This is a genomic window from Lentibacter sp., assembly GCF_965657785.1.
Taxonomy (GTDB): domain Bacteria; phylum Pseudomonadota; class Alphaproteobacteria; order Rhodobacterales; family Rhodobacteraceae; genus Lentibacter.
Map to the genome: position 1 here is coordinate 55,500 of NZ_CBFHPP010000002.1, position 23,041 is coordinate 78,540.

General features: G+C 56.7%; 20 protein-coding genes and 1 tRNA gene. 11 read left to right on the forward strand and 10 right to left on the reverse strand.

Annotated elements, in window-relative coordinates:
- Nucleotides 1–8 precede the first annotated feature (8 nt).
- From ACTF58_RS01470 to ACTF58_RS01480, 3 genes are read left to right on the forward strand one after another with little or no spacing between them, the layout of a single operon-like run.
- Entirely contained in the window at nucleotides 9–1,019 is a 1,011-nt protein-coding gene (locus tag ACTF58_RS01470) for a glycosyltransferase family 2 protein (RefSeq protein WP_438990185.1), read from the forward strand.
- Entirely contained in the window at nucleotides 1,016–2,719 is a 1,704-nt protein-coding gene (locus tag ACTF58_RS01475) for a DUF5927 domain-containing protein (protein WP_438990186.1), read from the forward strand. The genes ACTF58_RS01470 and ACTF58_RS01475 overlap by 4 nt, the downstream gene beginning before the upstream one ends.
- 4 nt (nucleotides 2,720–2,723) lie before the next feature.
- Nucleotides 2,724–4,148 (forward strand): sulfotransferase family 2 domain-containing protein, encoded by a 1,425-nt coding sequence (locus tag ACTF58_RS01480; RefSeq protein WP_438990187.1) that lies wholly within the window; start codon nucleotides 2,724–2,726, stop codon nucleotides 4,146–4,148.
- A 3-nt stretch (nucleotides 4,149–4,151) separates the two neighbouring features.
- Here the strand turns inward: ACTF58_RS01480 and ACTF58_RS01485 are convergent, their stop codons facing one another.
- From ACTF58_RS01485 to ACTF58_RS01515, 7 genes are all read right to left on the reverse strand, one after another.
- Complete coding sequence (locus ACTF58_RS01485) at nucleotides 4,152–4,616, reverse strand: PTS sugar transporter subunit IIA (protein ID WP_438990188.1); 465 nt, start codon at nucleotides 4,614–4,616, stop codon at nucleotides 4,152–4,154.
- Between the two features lie 40 nt (nucleotides 4,617–4,656).
- On the reverse strand, nucleotides 4,657–5,226 hold the full coding sequence (hpf, locus tag ACTF58_RS01490) for a ribosome hibernation-promoting factor, HPF/YfiA family (protein WP_438990189.1): 570 nt from the start codon (nucleotides 5,224–5,226) through the stop codon (nucleotides 4,657–4,659).
- A 224-nt stretch (nucleotides 5,227–5,450) separates the two neighbouring features.
- A complete protein-coding gene (lptB, locus tag ACTF58_RS01495; protein WP_438990190.1) occupies nucleotides 5,451–6,218 on the reverse strand; it encodes an LPS export ABC transporter ATP-binding protein in 768 nt (255 codons plus the stop codon).
- Entirely contained in the window at nucleotides 6,205–6,690 is a 486-nt protein-coding gene (locus ACTF58_RS01500) for an LptA/OstA family protein (protein ID WP_438990191.1), read from the reverse strand. Before ACTF58_RS01500 ends, lptB begins: the two co-directional genes overlap by 14 nt.
- Before the next feature lie 4 nt (nucleotides 6,691–6,694).
- On the reverse strand, nucleotides 6,695–7,309 hold the full coding sequence (lptC, locus tag ACTF58_RS01505; protein WP_438990192.1) for an LPS export ABC transporter periplasmic protein LptC: 615 nt from the start codon (nucleotides 7,307–7,309) through the stop codon (nucleotides 6,695–6,697).
- A gap of 30 nt (nucleotides 7,310–7,339) precedes the next feature.
- Nucleotides 7,340–7,954 (reverse strand): ribonuclease D, encoded by a 615-nt coding sequence (locus tag ACTF58_RS01510; RefSeq protein WP_438990193.1) that lies wholly within the window; start codon nucleotides 7,952–7,954, stop codon nucleotides 7,340–7,342.
- Nucleotides 7,955–7,980: 26 nt separating this feature from the next.
- Nucleotides 7,981–8,066: transfer RNA gene (locus tag ACTF58_RS01515), tRNA-Leu, on the reverse strand.
- Between the two features lie 148 nt (nucleotides 8,067–8,214).
- Between ACTF58_RS01515 and ACTF58_RS01520 the strand changes: the two genes are divergently transcribed.
- Entirely contained in the window at nucleotides 8,215–9,195 is a 981-nt protein-coding gene (locus tag ACTF58_RS01520) for a complex I NDUFA9 subunit family protein (RefSeq protein WP_438990194.1), read from the forward strand.
- Here ACTF58_RS01520 and ACTF58_RS01525 read toward each other — a convergent pair.
- Nucleotides 9,192–9,998: an undecaprenyl-diphosphate phosphatase gene (locus ACTF58_RS01525; protein ID WP_438990195.1), complete on the reverse strand. Its 807-nt coding sequence runs from the start codon at nucleotides 9,996–9,998 to the stop codon at nucleotides 9,192–9,194. The genes ACTF58_RS01520 and ACTF58_RS01525 overlap by 4 nt on opposite strands.
- A 217-nt stretch (nucleotides 9,999–10,215) precedes the next feature.
- Here ACTF58_RS01525 and ACTF58_RS01530 point away from each other — a divergent pair, with 217 nt between their 5' ends.
- The 7 genes from ACTF58_RS01530 (at nucleotide 10,216) to ACTF58_RS01560 (ending at nucleotide 21,400) form a co-directional block, all read left to right on the forward strand.
- Nucleotides 10,216–11,649 carry an NAD(P)-dependent oxidoreductase gene (locus tag ACTF58_RS01530; protein ID WP_438990196.1) on the forward strand — a complete coding sequence of 478 codons (1,434 nt, stop codon included), beginning with the start codon at nucleotides 10,216–10,218 and terminating at the stop codon, nucleotides 11,647–11,649.
- Between the two features lie 142 nt (nucleotides 11,650–11,791).
- A complete protein-coding gene (locus ACTF58_RS01535) occupies nucleotides 11,792–12,217 on the forward strand; it encodes a GFA family protein (protein WP_438990197.1) in 426 nt (141 codons plus the stop codon).
- Nucleotides 12,218–12,221: 4 nt separating this feature from the next.
- Nucleotides 12,222–16,760, forward strand: a complete 4,539-nt coding sequence (gene gltB, locus ACTF58_RS01540; RefSeq protein ID WP_438990198.1) for a glutamate synthase large subunit — start codon at nucleotides 12,222–12,224, stop codon at nucleotides 16,758–16,760.
- A 102-nt stretch (nucleotides 16,761–16,862) separates the two neighbouring features.
- A complete protein-coding gene (gene mtgA / locus ACTF58_RS01545; protein WP_438990199.1) occupies nucleotides 16,863–17,579 on the forward strand; it encodes a monofunctional biosynthetic peptidoglycan transglycosylase in 717 nt (238 codons plus the stop codon).
- A gap of 54 nt (nucleotides 17,580–17,633) precedes the next feature.
- The gene (gene fzlA / locus ACTF58_RS01550) at nucleotides 17,634–18,299 is read left to right on the forward strand and encodes an FtsZ-binding protein FzlA (RefSeq protein ID WP_438990200.1); all 666 of its coding nucleotides are present in this window, start codon (nucleotides 17,634–17,636) and stop codon (nucleotides 18,297–18,299) included.
- Nucleotides 18,300–18,304: 5 nt separating this feature from the next.
- Nucleotides 18,305–19,363 carry a tRNA epoxyqueuosine(34) reductase QueG gene (gene queG, locus ACTF58_RS01555; RefSeq protein WP_438990367.1) on the forward strand — a complete coding sequence of 353 codons (1,059 nt, stop codon included), beginning with the start codon at nucleotides 18,305–18,307 and terminating at the stop codon, nucleotides 19,361–19,363.
- A 39-nt stretch (nucleotides 19,364–19,402) separates the two neighbouring features.
- The gene (locus ACTF58_RS01560; protein ID WP_438990201.1) at nucleotides 19,403–21,400 is read left to right on the forward strand and encodes a hydantoinase/oxoprolinase N-terminal domain-containing protein; all 1,998 of its coding nucleotides are present in this window, start codon (nucleotides 19,403–19,405) and stop codon (nucleotides 21,398–21,400) included.
- Here the strand turns inward: ACTF58_RS01560 and ACTF58_RS01565 are convergent.
- Both ACTF58_RS01565 and hrcA read right to left on the reverse strand, forming a co-directional pair.
- The gene (locus tag ACTF58_RS01565; RefSeq protein WP_438990202.1) at nucleotides 21,397–21,960 is read right to left on the reverse strand and encodes a nucleotide exchange factor GrpE; all 564 of its coding nucleotides are present in this window, start codon (nucleotides 21,958–21,960) and stop codon (nucleotides 21,397–21,399) included. The genes ACTF58_RS01560 and ACTF58_RS01565 overlap by 4 nt on opposite strands.
- Before the next feature lie 10 nt (nucleotides 21,961–21,970).
- On the reverse strand, nucleotides 21,971–23,032 hold the full coding sequence (hrcA, locus tag ACTF58_RS01570; RefSeq protein WP_438990203.1) for a heat-inducible transcriptional repressor HrcA: 1,062 nt from the start codon (nucleotides 23,030–23,032) through the stop codon (nucleotides 21,971–21,973).
- Nucleotides 23,033–23,041 lie beyond the last annotated feature (9 nt).

The window sequence follows — 23,041 nt, forward strand, 5'->3', positions numbered from 1 at the left end:
GGTAGCAGTTGGGTTTGATCCAGTCATATCGCTTAAGATTGCAGCGCCGCCGCTGGCTTATCCGCGCGTTTCGCAAGCGTCGCGAGCTGAAGGCCATGTCCGACCATACTGCGCAAGTGAAGCCTGACGATATTCTCTGCTTCACCACGATGCGCAACGAGAAGGTCCGCTTGCCATATTTTCTCAAGTATTATCGCGACCAAGGCGTTGATCACTTTTTTATTGTCGACAATGACAGCGGCGATGGCTCGCTGGAATACCTGATGGAGCAGCCCGATGTCTCGGTCTGGCACACCAACAAAAGCTATAAGCGCGCGCGCTTTGGCGTGGATTGGCTCAACTGGCTTCAAATGAAATACGCCCATGGCCATTGGGCGCTTGTTGTCGACCCTGACGAGTTTCTGATTTATCCGTTCTGTGACACGCGGCCCATCCGCGCGCTGACAGACTGGCTCGACGCCAGCTCGATCAAAAGCTTTAGCGCAATGCTTCTGGATATGTATCCCAAGGGGCGGATCGATGCGCAGCCCTATCGCGAGGGGCAGAACCCACTTGAGATCACCAGCTGGTTTGACGCTGGCAACTACATGATCAACAAGAACAAGAAATTCGGCAACCTGTGGATACAGGGCGGGCCACGGGCGCGGACCTTCTTTAAGGACAAGCCCGAAAAGGCCCCAGCGCTCAACAAGATCCCGCTGGTGAAATGGGACCGCAAATATGCCTATGTCAGCTCGACCCATATGTTGCTGCCGCGTGGCTTGAACCTTGTTTATGACGAGTGGGGCGGTGAGAAGGCCAGTGGCGTCTTGCTGCACACGAAATTCCTCGACACTTTTACCCAGAAGGCCGCAGAAGAGCTTGAGCGACGCCAACATTATTCTGCGAGTGTCGAATATCGCGCCTATGCCGAGAGCCTGAAAGACAATCCAGACCTGTGGTGTAAGTGGAGCGAAAAATACATCAACTGGCGGCAGCTTGAAATTCTCGGCCTGATGTCAAAAGGGAACTGGGCATGAGCACGGTTGGCATCATCATGTTGGTGCACACAGCCTTTGAGCGAGCCGAACAGCTCGCGCGGCATTGGAACGCTGCGGGTTGCCCTGTTGTCATTCACGTAGATGAAGCCGTGTCGACCAAGGCTTTTTCCGCCTTCAAAACAAAGCTGTCAGACCTTGAGGATATCCGCTTTTCCAGCCGTCACCGCTGTGAGTGGGGCTCTTGGGGGATTGTCGCGGCGACGCAAGAGGCGGGTGAGCTTATGCTCGCGCGTTTTCCTGATGTTCAGCACGTCTACCTTGCAAGCGGCTCCTGCCTTCCGTTGCGCCCTGTGGAGGAGCTGATTGATTATCTGGCCGAGCGGCCCAACACCGACTTTATCGAAAGCGCCACAACGGCCGATGTCCCTTGGACAGTCGGCGGGCTTGACGAAGAGCGCTTTACCCTGCGCTTTCCCTTTAGCTGGAAGCGTCACCGTATCCTGTTTGACGGCTATGTCGCCCTTCAGCGCAAGCTGCGTTTTAGCCGCAAGATGCCCAACGGCCTTACGCCGCATATGGGCAGCCAGTGGTGGTGTCTGACACGGCAGACGCTTTCGAGCATTCTAGAAGACCCCGACCGCAAGCTTTATGACCGCTACTTCAAGCGGGTCTGGATTCCTGATGAAAGCTATTTTCAGACATTGGCCCGCCAGCGCAGCCAAAAAATCGAGAGCCGCTCATTGACGCTTTCAAAATTTGATTTTCAGGGCAAACCACATATTTTTTATGATGACCACTTGCAGCTTTTACGCCGCTCGGATTGCTTTGTGGCGCGTAAAATATGGCCCCATGCAAACCGTTTGTATGAAGTGTTTCTCTCCACAAAAGACAGCCCCGCGAACCGCACAGAGCCAAATCCTGGCAAGATTGACCGGATCTTTGCCAAGGCCGTCGACCGGCGCACCCGTGGTCGACCGGGCCTCTATATGCAAAGTCGCTTTCCAAATCATGGCTGGGAAAACGGGACAACCTCGGGGCAGTATTCGGTGCTTCAGGGCTTTGCGGACTTGTTTGAAGACTTCGAGCCATGGTTCGCCAAGGCAACGGGCGCGCGTGTTCATGGGCATCTCTTTGCGCCAGACAGGGCGCATTATGCTGGTGCGCAAGGCGTCATCAACGGCGCGCTCAGCGATAGCGCCTTGGTGCGCGACTATAACCCGCGCGCGTTTCTCACCAGTCTGATTTGGAACACGCGCGGGGAACGGCAGTGTTTTCAGTTTGGCCCTGCTGACAATCAAGACCTTACATGGACGATGGCTGGCGATCCAAATGCACAAATTTCTGTGATCAGTGGCGCATGGGCAGTGCCTTTATTTCGCTCAAACAAGAACTTCAGCGAACTGCGAGCAGAAGCGGCGGACTTGCAGAAAATCGAGAGCGAGTTTTTGAATGTGCTGCGCTCGCCGCACTCCAAAGCACGCATCCGCATTTGGACAATGGCCGACTTTATCGAAAACCCCATGGAGCATTTGCAAACGATTCTAGACGAAATCGGCTTTAAGTCATTGCGGCGCTTGGCGGAGGCTCCAAAGATGAATGATCTGACGGGCTTTGGGCAATTTTTGCAAAACCTCAAAAATCAAGGAATGCACCCCTATTTGATGGGTGATTTTCCTGTGGTTGGAAACCCTGTTGGTGTTCAATATCCAACTCCGAAACCTTATCTGGTGAAAAAGTAGCGTTATGAGCAAACGGTTTGATTATTTTGTAGTTTTTGCCGAGATGCGCACGGGCTCGAACTTTTTGGAAGCCAATATCAACAGCTTTCCAGCCTTGAGCTGTTTGGGTGAGGCGTTCAATCCGCATTTTATCGGATATCCGAACCGCGAAGACTGTCTTGGCGTGAGTGAAGAAGCACGCAATCATGAGCCTCAGGTCTTGATCGAGGCGTTTAAGGCGTCACAGGGGCTGGCGGGCTTTCGCTTCTTTCATGATCACGAGCCAAGGGTGCTTGAGACGATCCTGAATGATCCGCGCTGCGCCAAGATTATTCTCACGCGCAACCCTGTGGAAAGCTATGTTAGCTGGAAGATCGCGCAGGAAACAGGGCAGTGGAAGCTGACCAATGTTGCCAAGCGCAAGGATGCGAAGGCCACCTTTGATACAAAGGAATTTAATACACATCTGGAAGCACTACAGGCGTTTCAGCTGCGGTTGATGAAGGCGCTTCAGACCACGGGTCAAACTGCGTTTTATGTGGCCTATGAAGACTTGCAGGATGTGGACGTGATGAACGGGCTGGCGGCTTATCTGGAGCAACCAGACCGGCTTGAGCGGCTTGACCGCAATCTCAAGCGCCAGAACCCTGAGCCGCTGTCTGAGAAAGTCGAGAACTTTGAGGAGATGGAAGCGGCGCTTGCCAAGACAGACCACTTTGGCCTTGGGCGCACCCCGAACTTTGAGGCGCGGCGCGGCGCGGCTGTGCCAAGCTATGTGGCCTGCGCGAAGGCGCCCCTTTTGTTTTTGCCTGTGCGGTCGGCACCCGAAGACGAGATTCTGGCATGGATGGCGGGGCTTGATGGCGTGAGTGAGGCCGAGCTTCAAAGCAGCTTTAGCCAGAAGACCCTGCGCCAATGGATGCGTAGCCACACGGAACACCGCAGTTTTAGTGTGGTGCGCCACCCTGCCCTACGCGCGCACAAGGCGTTTTGTGACCGAATTTTGAACAAAGGGCCGAAGGGCTACCCCGAAATAAGGCGCACTTTGCGACGCGTTCATAAGCTGCCAATCCCGAAAGAGGCCCCTGACGCCAGCTGGAGCCTTGAGGACCACCGCGCAGCCTTCATTGCTTTTCTCGAGTTTGTCAAAGCCAACCTCTCTGATCAGACAGCTGTGAGGGCGGATGCGGCATGGGGCAGTCAGGCGGGGATATTGCAAGGGATGGGCAATTTTGCGCTGCCTGACTTTGTGCTTCGCGAAGACGAGCTTGAGGCGTATTTGCCTGCGATTGCGTTACAAGTGGGTGTCGCCCATGAGGCCGCCGCGCCCGCACCCGCGCCAGACACGCCCTATAGCCTCGAACAGATTTATGACGAAGAGGTCGAGGCGCGCGTGGCCGAGGCCTATCAGCGTGATTATTTGATTTTTGGTTTTAACCGCTGGCGCTAGGGCTTAAGCGACCTGCTTGCTCACATCTTCGGTGATGATTGTGTAAAGTGTGCTGGCGTTCTTGTTTGACCGCAGTTTGCCACAACGCGCGGCGTCACGCAAAGCACGCGAGACTTTTGCCAAAGCTTTGAGGTGTTCCACACCCGCATCGCTGGGCGCAAAAAGGGCAAAGGCGAGATCAACCGGAAGCTTATCAACCGCGTCAAAATCTATCGGCTTTTCGAGAAGCACAAACACGCCAACAACCTTCTCAAGTCCATCGACATGAGCGTGGGGCAAAGCAACGCCGTTTCCAACACCTGTCGGGCCAAGGTTTTCGCGCTCTTGAAGCGCGCGCACAGCGACAACAGGGTCAATCCCGTAGACGGAGCCAGCAGTTTCGCCCAGCTCTTGCAACAGGCGCTTTTTGCTCGAGGCAGAGGATAACACCCTGACTGCCTCGGGCTTTAGTAAAGAGGACATTTGCATCGTTCGTCTACTGCTCCACAGACGCGATCAAATGCGCCTGTTATTTACCTGGGTCTATCCAGCCGATATTGCCATCTTCGCGGCGATACACGACATTAAGGCCGTCTTTACTCTCGTTACGAAAAATCAGAACAGGAGATCCTGCAAGTTCCATTTGCATAACAGCTTCTCCGACGGAGAGCGATGGTATTTTTGTTTCCATCTCTGCGATGATCATGGGTTGAAGCGTCTCTGGCTCCGAATCCTGACTTTCGTGATCCGAGGCGAGGATATACGAGGACGCACCGAAAAGTTCAACCGGTTCTACCCTGTCTTTATGATGGTCTTTCAGGCGGCGCTTGTAGCGTCTCAGCTGCTTTTCCATTTTCTCACAGCAGCCGTCAAATGCGGCATAAATCTCGGTGGCGCTGGCCTTGGCCGAGGCTGTGAGACCCGTTGAAAGATGCACGGTTGATTCACAGTTAAACTCATGACCACTTTTGGAGAAAACAACGAGCGCTTCTGTGGGACGTTCGGCATATTTCGCGACGGCGGCCCCAAGCTCTTCTTTCACATGGGTTTGCAGTGCTTCCCCGATGTCGATTTGCTTTCCGCTGATTTGGTAGCGCATCTTCTCTCCTTCACTCAATTGAATTGCCCTGCCCTATTGACGCATCTGCGACACAGGATGAGGCGGTTATTATATTGAAATAGGGGTTGTTTTTGGTTTGAACAGAGCCGCTGCAAAAAATGCAGGTCACGCTATTTTGTTCAGTGAGAAAACAAGATCCCATAGCTCATTTGAGGCTTTTGGACGGGGGCTTGTCAACTGAAAGAGCGAATTGTCGCCAAAATTCAGGAGATGCGGAAACTGTCGCCGAGATAGACGCGGCGGACATTCTCGTTTTCCACAACTTCGCTCGGCTTGCCCGACATCAGGACTGTGCCATCATGCAAAATATAGGCGCGATCCACAATTTCGAGCGTTTCGCGAACGTTGTGATCTGTGATCAAAACGCCAATCCCGCGCGTTTTGAGATCAGCCACGAGCGTGCGAATATCGCCAACCGAGATCGGATCGACCCCAGCGAATGGCTCATCAAGCAAGAGATAGGAGGGGTCAGCCGCCAAACAGCGGGCAATTTCAACGCGCCGCCGCTCACCGCCAGACAGAGCCATGGCAGGGGCGCGGCGCAGATGCTCGATTGAGAATTCTGACAAAAGCTCTTCCAGCTTTTTGGCGCGCTCACGCCGATCAGGCTGAACCACTTCGAGAACAGCCAGAATATTGTCTTCGACAGAAAGGCCCCGAAAAATCGACATTTCTTGAGGCAAATAACCGATTCCAAGCCGCGCACGACGATACATCGGAAGGTCTGTCACGTCTTTGCCATCCAGCAAAACGTGGCCCCCTTCGGCCTGAACCAAGCCCGCAACGGTATAAAATGTTGTTGTTTTGCCCGAACCATTCGGCCCAAGCAGCGCCACAACTTCGCCTCTCTTGAGCGAAAGCGACACATCGCGGATCACCGGGCGGCGCTTGTAACTTTTGCGCAGGTTGCGGACCTCTAGGCCCGTTGCGCCTTCTGCGACAGACAATTTGGGAGGATTAGTTTTTGACATTGAGCACCGTCTTGACGTGGCCTTCCATTTTGGCTGTGCCTGAGTTTGTGTCAACGCGCATCTTATCGGCTGTGATCGCTGTTTGCCCCTGCACCAGAAGCACATTTCCAGACAGGAGAATCATGCCTGATTCAACATTATATTCAGCCTGCGCCGCCTCGGCCGCATCTTCGCCGCTCACCAGCGTAACGCTTCCAGACGCCTTTAATTGCGCAATCTGGGAGCGATCAGAATTATACTGAATGCTCACAGAAGACGCCGAGATACGCATCTCGCCCTGCCCGATCAAGACATTGCCGACCAAGACGGCGGAGCCAGTGTTTTGGTTGATATCCATACTGTCAGCGGAAATTTCAACAGGGGCGCCCGTGTCTTGCTTGAGATTGCCAAAAGCGATGTTTGTGCCTTGTGCCGCAACAGGGCCAGCGAGCGCAGCGCAAAGCACGCCAACAGTGAAAAAGCCAAAACGCACAGTTCTATTCCTTATCTTTCACAGGTGTATACACCAGCTTCACACCGTTTTTTAGCAAAATATGCGCTTCTTTTTCCCCCTTGGGAACCTCAAGCGTCATTTCTCCTGCCGTGACTGTAAAGCCAGGCCCCGTGCCTGTCACCCGACCTAGACTGTTGGCCTGCAAGGCGCTCAGGCTAAGGCGTAACTTTTCTGCCGCGAACTCATAGCCAGTGGTTGTTTTTGCAAAGACATCCCCCGAGAGGACAACCATGCTTTCTGTTGGATTGTGCAGCGCCATACGGGCGGATAAATCGACTCTCTGGCCAGAGGTCATCTTGATTTGAGCTGTGATGTTTTGCGCTTCCATCAGGCTCGGGTCATCCCCGTTCTGACGGGCAAGCTCCGCCCGAAGCGATATCAGATCGCCCTGTGGAGTGACGCCGAAAACCTCAGGCTGAGATATTTGCTGTGTTTCGGTTCGCGCGGCCAGATCGCTCTCGGAAAAAGGAATAGTTGCAACAGGATCAACGCTTTTGGACAATAAAAAAAGCGTCGAAAGCATCCCAAGCGCAATCACTGGCAGGACAATTTTGGCCCATGCCACCAGTCTCGTATGCCTGTCAATCCGGCTTTGCATCTGCTCGCGGCTCCCCTGCGCTTGAGCGCATTACGCGTGAGCGAAAATATCGGTTTCTGGCCAACCTTCCAGATCAAGCAGTGCGCGCGTAGGAAGAAAGCGGAAACACGCTTGCGCCAGCGCATCACGGCCCTCGCGCACGAGCATTACATCAAGCTTTTCGCGCAATTTGTGAAGATGCAATACATCTGAGGCCGCATAGTCGATCTGAGCTTTGGTCAGGGTATCCGCGCCCCAGTCAGAGCTTTGCTGCTGCTTGGAGATATCTTCGTTGAGCAGCTCTTGCAGGAGATTTTTCAGCCCGTGGCGGTCTGTGTAAGTGCGCACAAGGCGACTTGCGATCTTGGTGCAATAGACAGGCGCTGTGAGCGCGCCAAAGGTATTTTGGAGCGCGGCAATATCAAAGCGACCGAAATGAAACAGCTTGAGCACATCAGGGTTTGTCAGCATGGCGCAAAGATTGGGCGCTTCTGTCTGGCCTTGTTCAACCTGAACGAGATGCGCATGGCCATCACCAGAAGACATCTGAACCACACAGAGCCTATCCCGATGCGGATGTAGGCCCATGGTCTCACAATCAATCGCGACAATGGGGCCAAGATCAAGGCCATCAGGGAGATCGTTTTTATAAAGATGGTTTGTCATATCATTCCTCTAAGTTTCTGAAGGAATGGTGCCCAGGAGAGGACTCGAACCTCCACGTCCATACAGACACTAGCACCTGAAGCTAGCGCGTCTACCATTCCGCCACCTGGGCAGGTGTCGATGGCAGCGCTTTAAGCTTGGGGAGGGGCGCTGTCAACGGGATTCAAAGGGTTTTGTATCCAAACTCGCCATATGACCTTGCCGAAAGCCGTCTGCGCGCGTAGGAAAAGGCGAGTTTTATGCCAAACGGAGGCCACCCCATGTCAAAGCTTGTTACCATTTTTGGCGGTTCGGGATTTGTCGGGCGCTATATTGCGCAGCAGCTTGCTATGAAGGGCTGGCGTGTTCGTGTGGCTGTGCGCCGTCCGAACGAGGCCTTGCACGTGCGCCCCTATGGCGCGGTGGGTCAGGTTGAGCCGGTCTTTTGCAACATTCGTGATGATGCTTCTGTTGAGGCGGTCACGCGTGGCTCTGACGCTGTTGTGAATTGCGTCGGCACGTTTGATCGCAAGGGAAAGAACAACTTTGACGCTGTGCAAGCCGAAGGTGCGGAGCGCGTTGCGCGGATCGCTGCGGCGCTGGGCGTAAAGACTCTCGTGCACCTTTCTGCGTTGGGCGTCGACCGTGACGAACTGAGCGAATACGCGCGCACCAAACGCGCGGGTGAGGCCGGTATTTTGGCACAGTTCCCCAGTGCTATGATTCTGCGGCCCTCTGTTATCTTTGGTCAGGAAGACGGGTTCTTTAACCGCTTTGCCGGAATGTCCCGTATGGGTCCGATCTTTCCGCTTATTGGTGGAAATACGAAATTCCAGCCTGTTTATGTCATGGATGTGGCGAGCGCAGCGGTTATGGGTGTCGAAGGAAAGGCCAGCGGGATCTATGAGCTTGGCGGGCCCGAAGCGAAAACGCTCCGCGGCTGGATTGATGTGATCCTGACAGAAGTTCACCGCAAAAAGCCTGTTTTGAATGCGCCTATGTTTGTCGGGCGCATGATGGCTTGGAGCTTTGATCTTTTGCAGACGCTTACGTTTGGCCTCGCAAAGAACGGGCTGATCACGCGGGATCAAGTCAAGCAGTTGCAGACGGACAATGTTGTGCAGGAGGGCGCAAAGACCCTTGCAGACCTTGGTATTGTGGCAACGGCACCCGAGGCCGAAATCGAGAGCTATCTTTGGCGCTACCGTCCGTCGGGGCAGTATGACGCCATCCGTGATTCAGCGAAAAACCTCAATATTTAAGCGCTATAGGCTATCACCAGTAGCACCGCGCCCAGCGCGACACGGTAGATCACATAGGGTGTGAAGCTGACGCTGCGCAAGAGGCGCATCATGACGCCGAGGGCAACAAGCGCTGCGGCAAACGACATGGCTGCGGCGATGGCTCCGTCGCGGGCGGTTTGGGCATCGGCTGTTGCGATCACTTCTGCACCGAGCAGTGCGCCGCTTGCGACGATTGTCGGGATCGACATCAGCATAGCGAGCTTGGCGGAGTCGTGGCGCGAATATCCAAGCATACGGCCTGCAGTGATACAGATGCCTGAACGGGACGTTCCCGGAATGAGCGCGACGGCTTGCCAGAGACCCATTTTGATGGCGTCTTTTGTGTTCCAGTCAGCGTCTGTTTTATGAGCTGTGCCGCGCTGATCAGCCCACCAGAGAAGAAGGCCGAAGAGCAGCATTGTCCAGCCAATGACAGTCATGGAGCGCATGGCGTCAGACAGGCCTGTGACCTTGAGAATAAGGCCGAAAGCTATGGCAGGGATCGTTGCGATCATCAGGAGGAACGCGAGCTTGGAACCTTGGGTATCAATGCGCCCTGTAAGCATACGGGGCACACCCGCGAGGCCCATGGAGACATCGCGCCAGAAGAAAATGACCACAGCGAAGAGCGTTCCGATATGGACGGCCACATCAATGGCTTGTCCTTGATCAGGCGCGGAGGACAGCTCGGAAATCAGGATCAGGTGCCCTGAGGAAGAGATGGGCAAGAATTCGGTGATGCCTTGCACCAATGCGACGAGAATCAATAGGTAAAACGGCATATTCGCCTCTGCTCTGCTTGGCTTTAGGAAAGCTATAGAGAGCTGAGAGAAAAAGAAAAGTCGCTTGATGTGGCCGCTTCGGACTTATTATTTTTGATTATTCTTCAAAACTGACAATCTGACGCGGATTATTCTAACAATAGGTCAACTAAACTGACTTTCTTTTATTTTTCCGGTGTATTATTAGGGGTTGGAACGTGGAGAGGGAGATTTGGCTGTGGCAAAGCAACCAATGCTGAAGTTTGTATCTGTGGAACGTGATATGCCCGAGAAGCGGGCGGCAGGTGCGCGCAAGCAAGATTTCGGCGAAATTTATCAAGAATATGCTAAGGCTAAGGCCGAAGAGCAGGCCAGCCGCTGCAGCCAGTGTGGTGTGCCTTACTGCCAAAATCACTGCCCGCTCCACAACAATATCCCCGACTGGCTCAACCTGACAGCCACGGGCCGCCTCAAGGAGGCCTATGAGGTCAGCCAAGCGACAAACACTTTCCCCGAGATTTGCGGCCGCATCTGCCCGCAAGACCGCCTTTGCGAAGGCAACTGTGTGATCGAACAGTCCGGCCATGGCACTGTGACCATCGGCGCTGTCGAAAAATATATCACCGACACAGCTTGGGAAAACGGCTGGGTCACGCCTGTCGCCCCAGCGCAGGAGCGCACTGAAAGCGTCGGCATCATTGGCGCGGGGCCAGGTGGTCTTGCGGCGGCAGAGCGGCTTCGGGCGGAGGGCATCCAAGTCACGGTCTATGACCGCTATGACCGCGCGGGCGGCCTGCTGACCTATGGTATCCCCGGCTTCAAGCTTGAAAAAGACGTTGTTATGCGCCGCATTGACCAGCTTGAGCAGGGCGGTGTGACGCTGAAGCTGAACTGCAACATCGGCACCGATATTACCTTTGGCGCACTGCGCGGGCAGCATGACGCTGTGATCATCGCAACGGGCGTTTATAAAACGCGCGACCTTGGCGGCGAGGGCGCGGCGGCAGACGGGATCGTCAACGCGATTGACTATCTCACCACCTCCAACCGCCTCAGCTTTGGCGACACTGTGCCAGAGTTTGACAGCGGTGAGCTGAATGCGGCTGGTAAGAAAGTTGTTGTGATCGGCGGCGGCGATACGGCTATGGACTGTGTGCGCACAGCGATCCGTCAAGGCGCGGAAAGCGTGAAATGCCTTTACCGTCGCGACCGCGCCAATATGCCTGGGAGCCAGCGCGAAGTGAACAATGCCGAGGAAGAAGGCGTTATTTTTGAATGGCTTGCCGCGCCTGCGGGCTTTGTGGGCAACCCTGTGAGCGCCGTGAAAGTCCAGAAGATGCGTCTTGGTGCGCCTGATGTGTCTGGGCGACAAAGCCCAGAAGTCATCGAAGGGGCCGACTATAACGAAGCGGCGGACCTTGTGATCAAGGCGCTTGGCTTTGAGGCGGAAGACCTGCCAACACTCTGGGACACGCCCGAACTGCCTGTGACCCGTTGGGGCACGGTGAAGGCCGCATACGAAACGGGCGCGACAGAGCTGGAAGGCGTTTATGCCATTGGCGATATCGTGCGCGGGGCCTCGCTTGTTGTCTGGGCGATCCGGGATGGGCGCGATTGCGCCGATGCGATCCTGACAAAATTTGCCGCTGTTAACAAAATCGCGGCGGAGTGATTCTGGGGGGGTGATAAGCGTGCACCATGCGTGCACCCCCTGTGCACCGGCAAAACGGGTTTTCGCCAAAAGGCCGATCGTAACCCAAGCGTGCGCCGCCCCCATAGGACAACTAGACTGACTTAAACGAGAAACGAGACGAATGAGCGAAACGAGAGACATCAGCGGACAGTGCCTTTGCGGGGCCGTGACAGTGCAAGCCACTGTGACGGAGCCGACTGTGCGCGCCTGTCATTGCGATATGTGCCGCCGTCACACGAGCAGTATGTTTATGTCTCTCAAGACCGATGAGGGCAGTATCCGCATCAGCGGACCTGCCAAGAGCTTTGTCTCATCAGACTGGGCGGAGCGCGGATTTTGCGAAACCTGCGGATCAACGCTTTGGTATGGGCTGCGCGAGACAGGCGAGACCAACCTTGCCGCGGGTCTGTTTGACAATGCGGGCGGCGCGCCGCTCACCACCGAATTTTTCTCCGATATGTGCCCTGAGGGCTACGCGCTTGCAGGCGGGCATAAGCGGATGACAACTGACGAAACGATCGCGCTGTTTGCGCCCAAGGAGGACTAAAGCCATGACCACATATGACGAAAACTGGGTGCGCGAAGAAGAAGCCAAGCGCAAATGGATGGCTGAAAACGGACTTTACAGCGAAGAGGAAGAGCATTCTTCCTGTGGCGTTGGCCTCGTTGTGTCTCTTGACGGCAAACCGAACCGCAAGGTTGTGGAAAACGGCATCTCGGCGCTGAAGGCGATCTGGCACAGGGGCGCTGTGGACGCGGACGGCAAAACCGGCGATGGCGCGGGCATTCATGTGCAGATTCCTGCGAATTTCTTTTATGACCAGATCCGCCGCACGGGCCACGAGCCACGCATGGACGAGCTTATCGCTGTCGGGCAGATTTTCTTGCCGCGCACCGACTTTGGCGCGCAAGAGCGCTGCCGCACGATTGTTGAAACCGAAGTTCTGCGCTTGGGCTATTATATCTACGGCTGGCGGCACGTGCCGGTCGAGATCGGCTGCTTGGGGGAAAAGGCCAATGCAACGCGCCCCGAGATTGAACAAATCCTGATTTCAAATTCCAAGGGCGTTGACGAGGAACAGTTTGAGCGCGAGCTTTATGTGATCCGCCGCCGTATCGAGAAGGCTGTGACGGCGGCTGGCATTCAGGGGCTCTATGTCTGCTCGCTGTCGTGCCGCTCTGTGATCTACAAGGGGATGATGCTGGCCGAGCAAGTGGCAGAGTTTTACCCTGATTTGATGGACGAGCGCTTTGAAAGTGCCTTTGCGATCTATCACCAGCGCTATTCGACAAACACCTTCCCGCAGTGGTGGCTGGCGCAGCCTTTCCGTATGCTTGCGCACAACGGCGAGATCAACACGCTCAAGGGCAACGTCAACTGGATGAAGAGCCATGAAATCCGCATGGCATCGAGCTTTTTTGGCGATCTGGCCGAAGACATCAAGCCGATTGTGCAACCCGGGTCTTCGGACTCTGCGGCGCTTGATGCTGTGTTTGAAGTGCTTGTGCGCGCGGGCCGTGATGCGCCGATGGCGAAGACCATGCTTATTCCTGAAAGCTGGAGCAAGCAGGCCGTCGAGCTGCCCGAAGCCTGGCGCGATATGTATAGCTATTGCAACTCTGTGATCGAGCCATGGGACGGCCCTGCCGCTCTGGCTATGACCGATGGCCGCTGGGTCTGTGCGGGGCTTGACCGCAACGGCCTGCGCCCGATGCGCTATGTTGTGACGGGCGATGGCTTGCTCATTGCTGGGTCCGAGGCGGGGATGGTTCCGATTGACGAGGCGGGCGTTGTTGAAAAAGGCGCGCTTGGTCCGGGGCAGCTGATTGCTGTGGATATGAAAGAGGGCGGCCTGTTTCATGACACCGAGATCAAAGACAGGATGGCAGCAGCGCAACCGTTTGGCGAGTGGGTCGGCAAGATCAACGAGCTGGAGCAGGAGCTGGCTGGTGTGACTGAAGCGCCGCTGTTTGAGGGCGAGGAGCTGCGCAAGCGCCAGATTGCGGCGGGCTACACTATGGAAGAGCTTGAGCAGGTTCTTGCGCCGATGTGCGAAGACGCCAAGGAAGCGCTCGCCAGTATGGGCGACGATACGCCAAGTGCGGTGCTCTCAAAGCAGTATCGCCCCTTGAGCCACTACTTCCGCCAGAACTTCTCTCAGGTGACAAACCCGCCAATCGACAGCTTGCGCGAATTTCGCGTGATGAGCCTGAAGACGCGGTTTGGCAACCTCAAGAACGTGCTGGATCAGAGCAGTGCGCAGACCGAGATCATTGTGCTGGAAACGCCTTTTGTGGCGAATGCGCAATGGGACGAAGTCACGCGGCATTTCAACGCCGATCTGGTCGAGATCGACTGCACGTTTGAAGAGGCGGCGGGCGAAAATGCGCTGCGCGACGCTCTGGAAAGCATCCGCCAGCGCGCGGAAGACGCTGTGCGCTCGGGCGCGGGGCATCTTGTGCTGACCGACCAGCACCAGAACGCGAGCCGTGTCGCTATCCCTATGATCCTCGCCACCAGCGCTGTGCACTCGTGGCTGACGCGCAAGGGGCTGCGGACGTTCTGCTCGCTCAACGTGCGGGCGGCGGAGTGTATTGACCCGCATTATTTTGCCGTTCTTGTCGGCTGTGGCGCGACGACTGTGAACCCGTATTTGGCCGAAGATTCTGTGGCCGACCGTATCCGCCGTGGCTTGCTTGACGGAACACTCACAGAGAACATGGCGCGCTATCGCGAGGCGATTGACCAAGGCTTGCTCAAGATTATGGCGAAGATGGGGATCAGCGTTATTTCCTCCTATCGCGGCGGTATGAACTTTGAAGCCGTGGGCCTCAGCCGCGCGATGTGTGCCGAGTATTTCCCCGGCCTCACAAGCCGCATCAGCGGGATCGGTATTCGCGGGATTGAAGAAAAAGCAGTCTCTATTCATGCCAAAGGCTTTGCCGCGGGCGCTGATGTGCTTCCGATTGGCGGCTTTTACAAAGCCCGCAAATCAGGCGAAACCCACGCTTGGGGCGCGAGCACAATGCATATGATGCAAAACGCCTGCAACCGCGCCTCTTATGAGATGTGGAAGAAGTATTCCAAGGCGATGCAATCAAACCCGCCGATCCACCTGCGCGATCTGCTGGCGATCAAACCTTTGGGCAAATCTATCCCGCTGGAAGAGGTCGAAAGCATCACAAGCATCCGCAAACGCTTTGTCACCCCCGGCATGAGCCTTGGCGCGCTGTCACCAGAGGCGCACAAGACGCTCAATGTGGCGATGAACCGTATCGGCGCGAAATCTGACAGTGGCGAGGGCGGCGAAGACCCCGCACATTTCCACCCAGAGCCAAACGGCGACAACCCGAGCGCGAAGATCAAGCAGGTGGCATCAGGGCGCTTTGGCGTAACGGCGGAATACCTCAACCAATGCGAAGAGCTTGAAATCAAGGTTGCGCAGGGCGCCAAGCCCGGTGAGGGCGGCCAGCTTCCAGGAATGAAAGTGACCGACCTGATCGCACGGTTGCGGCATTCAACCAAGGGCGTGACGCTGATCAGCCCGCCGCCGCACCACGACATCTACTCGATCGAGGACCTTGCGCAGCTGATCTATGACCTCAAGCAAATCAACCCGCGCTGCAAAGTGACTGTGAAGCTTGTCGCAAGCTCGGGCGTTGGCACGATTGCGGCGGGTGTGGCCAAGGCCAAGGCCGATGTGATCCTGATCTCGGGGCACAACGGCGGCACGGGGGCCTCTCCTGCGACCAGTATCAAATTTGCGGGTCTGCCATGGGAAATGGGCCTGACCGAAGCGCACCAAGTCTTGAGCATGAACAACCTGCGCGAGCGTGTCACGCTGCGCACGGATGGCGGGCTGCGCACAGGGCGCGACATTGTTATGGCGGCGATGCTTGGCGCGGAAGAATACGGGATCGGCACGGCGGCCCTTATTGCTATGGGCTGTATTATGGTGCGTCAGTGTCAGAGCAACACCTGCCCCGTGGGTGTCTGCACACAAGACGAAGATCTGCGCGCCAAATTTACCGGCAATGCCGATAAGGTTGTTAATCTCATCACCTTCTATGCGACAGAAGTGCGCGAGATTTTGGCCGAGATCGGCGCAAAAAGCCTTGATGATGTCATTGGCCGCGCCGACTTGCTCAGCCAAGTCAGCCGTGGCTCGGAAAACCTTGATGACCTCGACTTGAACCCGCTGCTCATCACTGTGGATGGCGCGAAAGCGATCACTTATGACCGCGACCGCCCGCGCAACGCTGTGCCTGATACGCTGGATGCCGAGATCGTGCGCGATGCGCAGCGCTTCTTGGAAGACGGCGAAAAAATGCAGCTGTCTTACGCGGTTCAGAACACGCACCGCACCGTGGGCACGCGCACCTCAAGCCATATTGTGCGCAAGTTCGGGATGCGCAACAACCTTCAGGACAACCACCTGACTGTGAAGCTCACAGGCAGCGCAGGCCAGTCACTTGGGGCGTTTGCGGCACCCGGCCTCAAGCTTGAAGTCAGTGGCGACGCCAACGACTATGTCGGCAAGGGGCTTTCTGGCGGTATGATTGTTGTGCGCCCGCCTATGGCGAGCAAACTGACTGCCAGTGAGAACACCATCATCGGCAACACAGTGCTGTATGGCGCGACCGACGGCTATCTCTTTGCGGCGGGTCGCGCAGGCGAGCGCTTTGCTGTGCGCAACTCGGGCGCGCGCGTTGTGATTGAGGGCTGCGGAAGCAACGGCTGTGAATATATGACAGGCGGTGTGGCTGTAATTCTTGGTAGCATTGGCGCAAACTTTGGCGCAGGGATGACGGGCGGTATGGCTTATGTTTATGACCCTGAAGGCAAGGCCGAAGACCTTATGAACCTTGAGACATTGGTGACTTGCTCTGTGAGCGTGCGCCACTGGGAAGAGGAGCTTAAGGGCCTTGTCATGCGCCACGCAGAAGAGACAGGCAGCCGCAAGGCCGCAGACATCCTGCTGCATTGGGACATGGAGAAGCAGAACTTCCTCCAGATCTGCCCCAAGGAAATGCTTGGCAAACTGGCGCATCCGCTGACCACGGAAAGCGAAGCTGTGCCAGCCGAGTGAGCAGGGCTTGAGACAGGTCAGGGGGCGGCGCACGCGGGTGGGCCGCCCTTTTCTTTTGGATTGCTGCTTTTCGCAGGGGACCATGGCCTTTATAGGTAAGCTGTGAAGAAAAAAGCGACCAAGACCAAAGCGCCAGAGCGCAGATTTCAGCCGCTGAGATGGCTCAAGCGGTGGGCTGTGAGGCTGTGCCTTTTGGCTCTTGTGTTGGCGCTTGTGACTGTCACGGCGCACCGGTTTTTTGCGCCGCCGCAGGGGATATATATGCGCCAGGAAGCGGCGCGGCTTGGCGACATCAAGCAGAGTTGGGTGAGTGCTGATGCGATTGCGCCTGTGATGTTTCGCTCTGTTGTGGCGGCGGAAGATGCAAACTTCTGCGCGCATTGGGGCTTTGATATGAACGCGATCCGTGCGGCATTGGCCGACGGGACAGGGCGGGGCGCCTCGACGCTCACGCAGCAAGTTGTGAAGAACACCTATCTCTGGCATGGTCGCAACTGGAGCCGAAAGGCGCTTGAAGCTGTGCTGACGCCACTTGTGGAGCTGATCTGGCCGAAGCGGCGGATTTTGGAAGTCTATCTCAACATCGCAGAGTTTGATGAGGGTGTGTTTGGCGTGAAAGCGGCGGCGCAGCATTATTTCGGCGTGACGCCTGCCAAGCTAAGCGCGCTTCAGGCCGCGCGGCTGGCGGCCATTTTGCCCGCGCCAAAAGACCGCTCGGCCTCCAAGCCCTCGAACTATATTCGCAAGCGCACCGCGCAGATCCGCGACGGCGCCGAAACAATCCGCCGAGACGGGCGCGCAAAGTGTTTCGAGAGTTGAAACTTCTGCCCTAAAGTTGCATTGAAGAGCAATTCCAATCTTTGAGCATCTCTTATGGCCACATTATTTCATGTCCCTCTCTCTCCGTTCTGTCGCAAAGTGCGTCTGAGCCTCGCTGAAAAGCGGATCGAATGTGAGTTGATTGAAGAGCGCTATTGGGAGAAGGACAGCGACTTTCTGCGCCGTAACCCTGCTGCAAAAGTGCCTGTGCTCAAGATTGACGGGCGCACGCTGTCGGAAAGTGCGGCGATTTGTGAATATCTCGAAGAGGTCTACCCCGAGGTCTCTTTGATGCCGAGCGCGCCTGAGGCCCGCTATGAAGTCCGCCGTATTGTGGGCTGGTTTGATGACAAGTTTCACAGCGAAGTGACGGCGAACCTTGTCTATGAGCGCGTGAACAAAAAGGTCATGGGGCAGGGCTACCCTGACAGCAAGAATGTGAAAGCAGGCGCGAAGGCGATCAAGTTTCATCTGGATTACATGACATGGCTTCTGGAGCAGCGGCGCTGGCTGGCGGGCAACGACATGACGCTCGCGGACTTTGCTGCAGCGGCGCATCTCTCGTCGCTGGATTACATCTCGGATGTCGACTGGAACCGCTCTGAGACTGTGAAAGACTGGTATGCGAAGATAAAATCGCGGCCTGCGTTCCGCTCTATCTTGGCGGATCAGGTGTCGGGCTTTCCGCCGCCGCCACATTATGCTGATCTCGACTTTTGAGCCTCATGGGCGCGCTGGCCGATAAGCTGCGCGAACAGGCGAGGGCCGAGGGCTTTGACGCCTGTCATATTTGTGCGCCTGATGCAGTGCCTGAAGTTCCTGCGCGGCTCGAGGATTTTCTTGAAAACGGATATCACGGGCAGATGGGCTGGCTTGCCGAACGGACCCATTGGCGGGCAAATCCTGCGGCGCTCTGGCCTGAGGCGCGCTCTGTGATCATGCTGGCGGTGAGCTATACTCCAGAGGCGGACCCGCTGGAGGCGCTGAGCCAGAAAGAGGCGGGAACAGTCTCTGTTTATGCCCAAAACAAGGATTATCACGACCTCGTCAAGAAAGCGCTGAAGCGTTTGGCGCGCTGGCTGATCGCGGAGGCGGGCGGCGAAGTGAAGGTTTTTGTCGACACCGCTCCTGTGCCTGAAAAACCGCTGGGGCAGGCGGCGGGGCTTGGCTGGCAAGGCAAGCACACCAATCTTGTGAGCCGCGAACTGGGCAACTGGTTTTTCATCGGATCGATCTTTAGCACGCTTGATCTGCCCAAGGACAAAGCAGAACAAGACCACTGCGGAAGCTGTCGCAGCTGTCTGGATATTTGCCCGACAAATGCCTTTCCTGCGCCCTATCAGCTCGATGCGCGGCGCTGTATTTCTTACCTGACAATCGAACACCACGGCCCCGTTGACGAGGAGCTGCGCCCGCTTCTTGGCAACCGTATTTATGGCTGTGATGACTGTCTTGCTGTCTGCCCTTGGAACAAGTTTGCACAGGAGGCGCGCGATATGCGGCTTAGGCCACGAGATGATCTGCAAAGCCCGCCGCTGGCGAAGCTGGCGATGCTTGACGATGCGGCCTTTCGCGAAAAATTTTCTGGCAGTCCGATCAAGCGGATCGGGCGGAACAGATTTATGCGCAATGTGCTCTATGCGGTGGGCAACTCGGGCAGCGAAAGCCTTCTGGCAAGCGCGCAAAACCTGCTCAATGACGAAGACGCCACCGTGCGTGACGCGGCGGAGTGGGCCTGCAAGCGACTGAAAAGCGCCGCAAACGGGCAGGACGGCGCGGGCTAAGGCGCTAAACCCGTAAGGCGAACAGGATTTGGAGGCGACATGGCCATTTTGCTAGGTGTGGACACGGGCGGAACATATACCGACGCAGTTTTGCTGCGCGATGAAGAGGAAGTGCTTGCCTCGGCCAAGTCTTTGACCACGCGGCACGACCTGGCCATCGGAATCGGCAAAGCCGTGCAAGCGGTGCTTGATGCGTCAGGCGTCGACCCTGCCACAATCGGCCTTGCTTCTCTCTCGACCACTTTGGCAACAAATGCGCTTGTCGAAGGGCAGGGCGGGCGCGTGGGGCTTGTCTATATCGGCTTTCCCGAGAGTGACCTTGCCAAGCACGGGCTAAGCGACGCGCTTAAAGGCGATCCCCAGATTGTATTGACAGGCGGCCATGACCACGCCGGCGGCGAAGCGCATAGACTTGACGAAACCGCACTTTCGGCATGGTTAGAGACTGTTTCTGGCGTCTCTGCCTTCGCGGTTGCGAGCAAATTTGCCACACGAAACCCAGCCCATGAGCTTCAGGCGATGGAGATGATCCGCGCGGCGACGGGCGCGCCTGTTTCAGCCTCGCACCAGCTCTCGGCCAAACTCAACGGGCCAAAGCGTGCGCTTACGGCGCTTCTCAATGCGCGGTTGATCGGGATGATCGACAAACTGATTGTGCGGGCCGAAGACGGGCTGCGCGACCTTGGTGTCACCGCGCCGCTGATGGTGGTGCGCGGCGATGGCGCGCTGATCTCTTCCGCGCAGGCGCGGGAAAAACCGATTGAGACAATTTTGAGCGGACCTGCGGCCTCGATTGTCGGTGCACAATGGATGACTGGCGCGCAGGAAGCGCTGGTGAGCGATATTGGCGGGACAACGACCGACATTGCGCTTTTGCGAGACGGGCGGCCCAAGATTGACCCCGAGGGGGCGCGCGTGGGGCCGTATCGGACCATGGTTGAGGCTGTGGCGATGCGCACCAGTGGCCTTGGCGGGGACAGCGAGGTCCATTTTATCACTGAGGGGCTAAAGGGCGGGCTGACGCTTGGGCCAAGGCGGGTTTTGCCTGTGAGTCTGATTGCGCTGGATGCGCCAGAACTTGTGAAAAGCACGATGGAAATGCAGCTCCGTGCGCCTGCGCCAAACGAGTTTGACGGCAAGTTCATCAAGCGGGTGGATGGCGTGAGCCATGCGGGACTTGCGCCGCGCGACGAGGCCGTTTTGGAGCGGGTTGAAGGCGTTATGCCGCTGAGCAAAGTGGTGCGCACGCGGATCGAGACACAGAGCATACGGCGGCTTGTGGAGCGGGGGATCGTGCAAGTCTCTGGTGTGACACCTTCAGATGCGAGCCATGTGCTCGGGCTTTTGGACAGCTGGGACGCCGAGGCGGCGCATCTTGCGCTTGAGCTGTTCTGCCGCCGCCGTAAAGGCGACGGAGAGCGGCTTGCGCGCGAGCCTGAAACGCTGGCGAGGCTGATCCTTGATCAGATGACCGAACAGACAAGTTTGGCCTTGTTAGAGACTGTTTTTGCAGAAGAGGCAGACATATTTGAAGGCGAGCCTGCGCGGCTGGCGCGGCACGAACTTCTACGTGCGGCGCTCCGTGGACACAGCGGACTTATTGCGCTGACGGCGAATGTGAATGTGCCTGTTGTCGGTCTTGGGGCCTCGGCGAGCACCTATTATCCTGATGTGGGCGGCAAGCTTGGCTGTGAGATGATCTTGCCGGAGCACGCGGGCGTGGCGAATGCGCTTGGCGCGGTTGTCGGGCGTGTCACCATGCGGCAGTCTCTCTCTGTGACCAGCCCGTCAGAAGGGCTTTACCGGCTTCACGCGGCGACAGGGCCAGAGGACTTCACCGAGCTTGAGCCTGCGCTAAAGGCCGCCGAAGACTGGCTCCGCGCCGCTGTTATTCAGGCGGCAAAAGATGCGGGGGCAGATGACATCGAGACATCTGCCACACGCGAGCTGCGCCGCAGCGAGGCCGAGGCACGCGAAATCTTTGTTGAGGGGGTGGTGACTGTCGAGGCCGCAGGGCGGCCCCGAATAACCGCTTAGGACTTGGGCGTAGACGAGACGCCGACTTGCGACGGACGCAAGAGACGGTCGTGCAACATGAAGCCCTCTGTGGAGACCTGAATGATATCGCCCGCGTTTGTTCCGGGGACGGGGGCTTCAAACATGGCTTCGTGGATGTTTGGATCAAACTTGTCGCCCACTTGCGGCGCGATGATTGTCATACCGTGCTTTTTAAACACATTGAGAAGCTCGCGCATTGTCAGCTCGATCCCCTCTATCAGGGCGGCGGCGCTTGCGCGCTGGTCTTCTGTGGCGGCTTCAAGAGCGCGCTTCATGTTGTCATAGACAGGCAGCATATCGCGTGCGAGCTTTGAGCCGCCGTATTGCTCGGCGTCGCGGCGCATTTTGTCGCCACGTTTGCGCGCGTTTTCGGCATCGGCCAACGCGCGCATGAACTTGTCTTTGAGCGCGTCACGCTCGGCGCGCAGCTCATCAAGCTCGTATTCTTCAGGGAGCGGCTCGGAGAGCTCTTCGGACATTTCGTCCAGCTCGGCCTGCTCGATATCATCCAGGAAATCGTCTTCTCTGCGATCTGCCATGTCGTCACCTTTAACTTCGGTTGGAGATAAGCTTGCCAACCAACTGCGCTGTATAGTCGACTATCGGAACAATGCGGCCATAGTTTAGCCGTGTCGGCCCTATGACGCCAACAGCGCCGATAATCTTTCGATCAGCGTTCATATAGGGAGAGACAACCAAAGAGGAACCCGAAAGTGAAAAAAGTTTGTTTTCCGAGCCAATAAAAATGCGCACACCCTCGCCTTCTTCGGTGAGTTGGAGGAATTCGACGATATCGCGCTTGCGCTCGAGGTCATCAAACAGGGTTTTGATACGCTCAAAACCCTCGGCCTCGGAGTCTTCAATCAGATTGGAGCGGCCACGGACAATCAGGCGCTCGTAGGTTTCGCCTTGCCCCTCCCAGACCGCGAGGCCGCTATCGACGAGCTGGCGGGCGAGAACATCAATCTCTTGGCGGCGGCTGTCAATTTCACGGCGGATGGTTGTGCCCAGCTCTGTGAGGGTTTTGCCTTCGGCCAGAGCATTGAGAAAATTGGCGGCTTCGCGCATCGAGCTTGGGGTCGCGCCAAGGGGCGGATTGAACACGCGGTTTTCAACATGGCCGTCAGAGAAGACCAGAACCACAAGCGCGCGGTCGGCCGCGAGGGGGACAAACTCGATATGTTTGATCGCGGCTTCATGCTTTGGCGCGAGAACAAGCGAGGCGCCCTGTGTGACGCCTGAAAGTGCGGCGCCGACACGGTCGAGCAAGCCGCCGACATCGCCTGCATTGCGGCCCATTGTTTCGTCAATGCGCTGTCTGTCTGTCGTCTCAAGCTCGTTCACTTCGAGGAGGCCATCGACAAACATCCGCAGGCCCTGCTGTGTCGGGATGCGGCCAGCGCTTGTGTGCGGGCTGCCGAGCAGGCCCATAAACTCAAGGTCGGACATAACGTTGCGCACGGTTGCGGCGCTGACTTTTTCGCTCATGGAGCGGGTGAGGGTGCGGGAGCCGACAGGATCGCCTGAATCAAGATAGCCCTGCACAACGCGCCGAAACACCTCACGGGTTCGGTCGTTCATTTGGGATAGAAGCTGTGAAGTGTCACTCATTTTGGCTTT

Bases quoted from the DNA above. Each gene is read 5' to 3' on its own strand.
- ACTF58_RS01520 (WP_438990194.1), top strand. From the start codon at position 8,215: ATGTCAAAGCTTGTTACCATTTTTGGCGGTTCGGGATTTGTCGGGCGC.
- ACTF58_RS01525 (WP_438990195.1), bottom strand. From the start codon at position 9,998: ATGCCGTTTTACCTATTGATTCTCGTCGCATTGGTGCAAGGCATCACC.
- gltB (WP_438990198.1), top strand. From the start codon at position 12,222: ATGACCACATATGACGAAAACTGGGTGCGCGAAGAAGAAGCCAAGCGC.
- ACTF58_RS01475 (WP_438990186.1), top strand. From the start codon at position 1,016: ATGAGCACGGTTGGCATCATCATGTTGGTGCACACAGCCTTTGAGCGA.
- ACTF58_RS01560 (WP_438990201.1), top strand. From the start codon at position 19,403: ATGGCCATTTTGCTAGGTGTGGACACGGGCGGAACATATACCGACGCA.
- ACTF58_RS01480 (WP_438990187.1), top strand. From the start codon at position 2,724: ATGAGCAAACGGTTTGATTATTTTGTAGTTTTTGCCGAGATGCGCACG.
- lptC (WP_438990192.1), bottom strand. From the start codon at position 7,309: ATGCAAAGCCGGATTGACAGGCATACGAGACTGGTGGCATGGGCCAAA.
- ACTF58_RS01535 (WP_438990197.1), top strand. From the start codon at position 11,792: ATGAGCGAAACGAGAGACATCAGCGGACAGTGCCTTTGCGGGGCCGTG.
- hrcA (WP_438990203.1), bottom strand. From the start codon at position 23,032: ATGAGTGACACTTCACAGCTTCTATCCCAAATGAACGACCGAACCCGT.
- lptB (WP_438990190.1), bottom strand. From the start codon at position 6,218: ATGTCAAAAACTAATCCTCCCAAATTGTCTGTCGCAGAAGGCGCAACG.
- fzlA (WP_438990200.1), top strand. From the start codon at position 17,634: ATGGCCACATTATTTCATGTCCCTCTCTCTCCGTTCTGTCGCAAAGTG.
- ACTF58_RS01510 (WP_438990193.1), bottom strand. From the start codon at position 7,954: ATGACAAACCATCTTTATAAAAACGATCTCCCTGATGGCCTTGATCTT.
- queG (WP_438990367.1), top strand. From the start codon at position 18,305: ATGGGCGCGCTGGCCGATAAGCTGCGCGAACAGGCGAGGGCCGAGGGC.
- ACTF58_RS01485 (WP_438990188.1), bottom strand. From the start codon at position 4,616: ATGCAAATGTCCTCTTTACTAAAGCCCGAGGCAGTCAGGGTGTTATCC.
- ACTF58_RS01565 (WP_438990202.1), bottom strand. From the start codon at position 21,960: ATGGCAGATCGCAGAGAAGACGATTTCCTGGATGATATCGAGCAGGCC.
- hpf (WP_438990189.1), bottom strand. From the start codon at position 5,226: ATGCGCTACCAAATCAGCGGAAAGCAAATCGACATCGGGGAAGCACTG.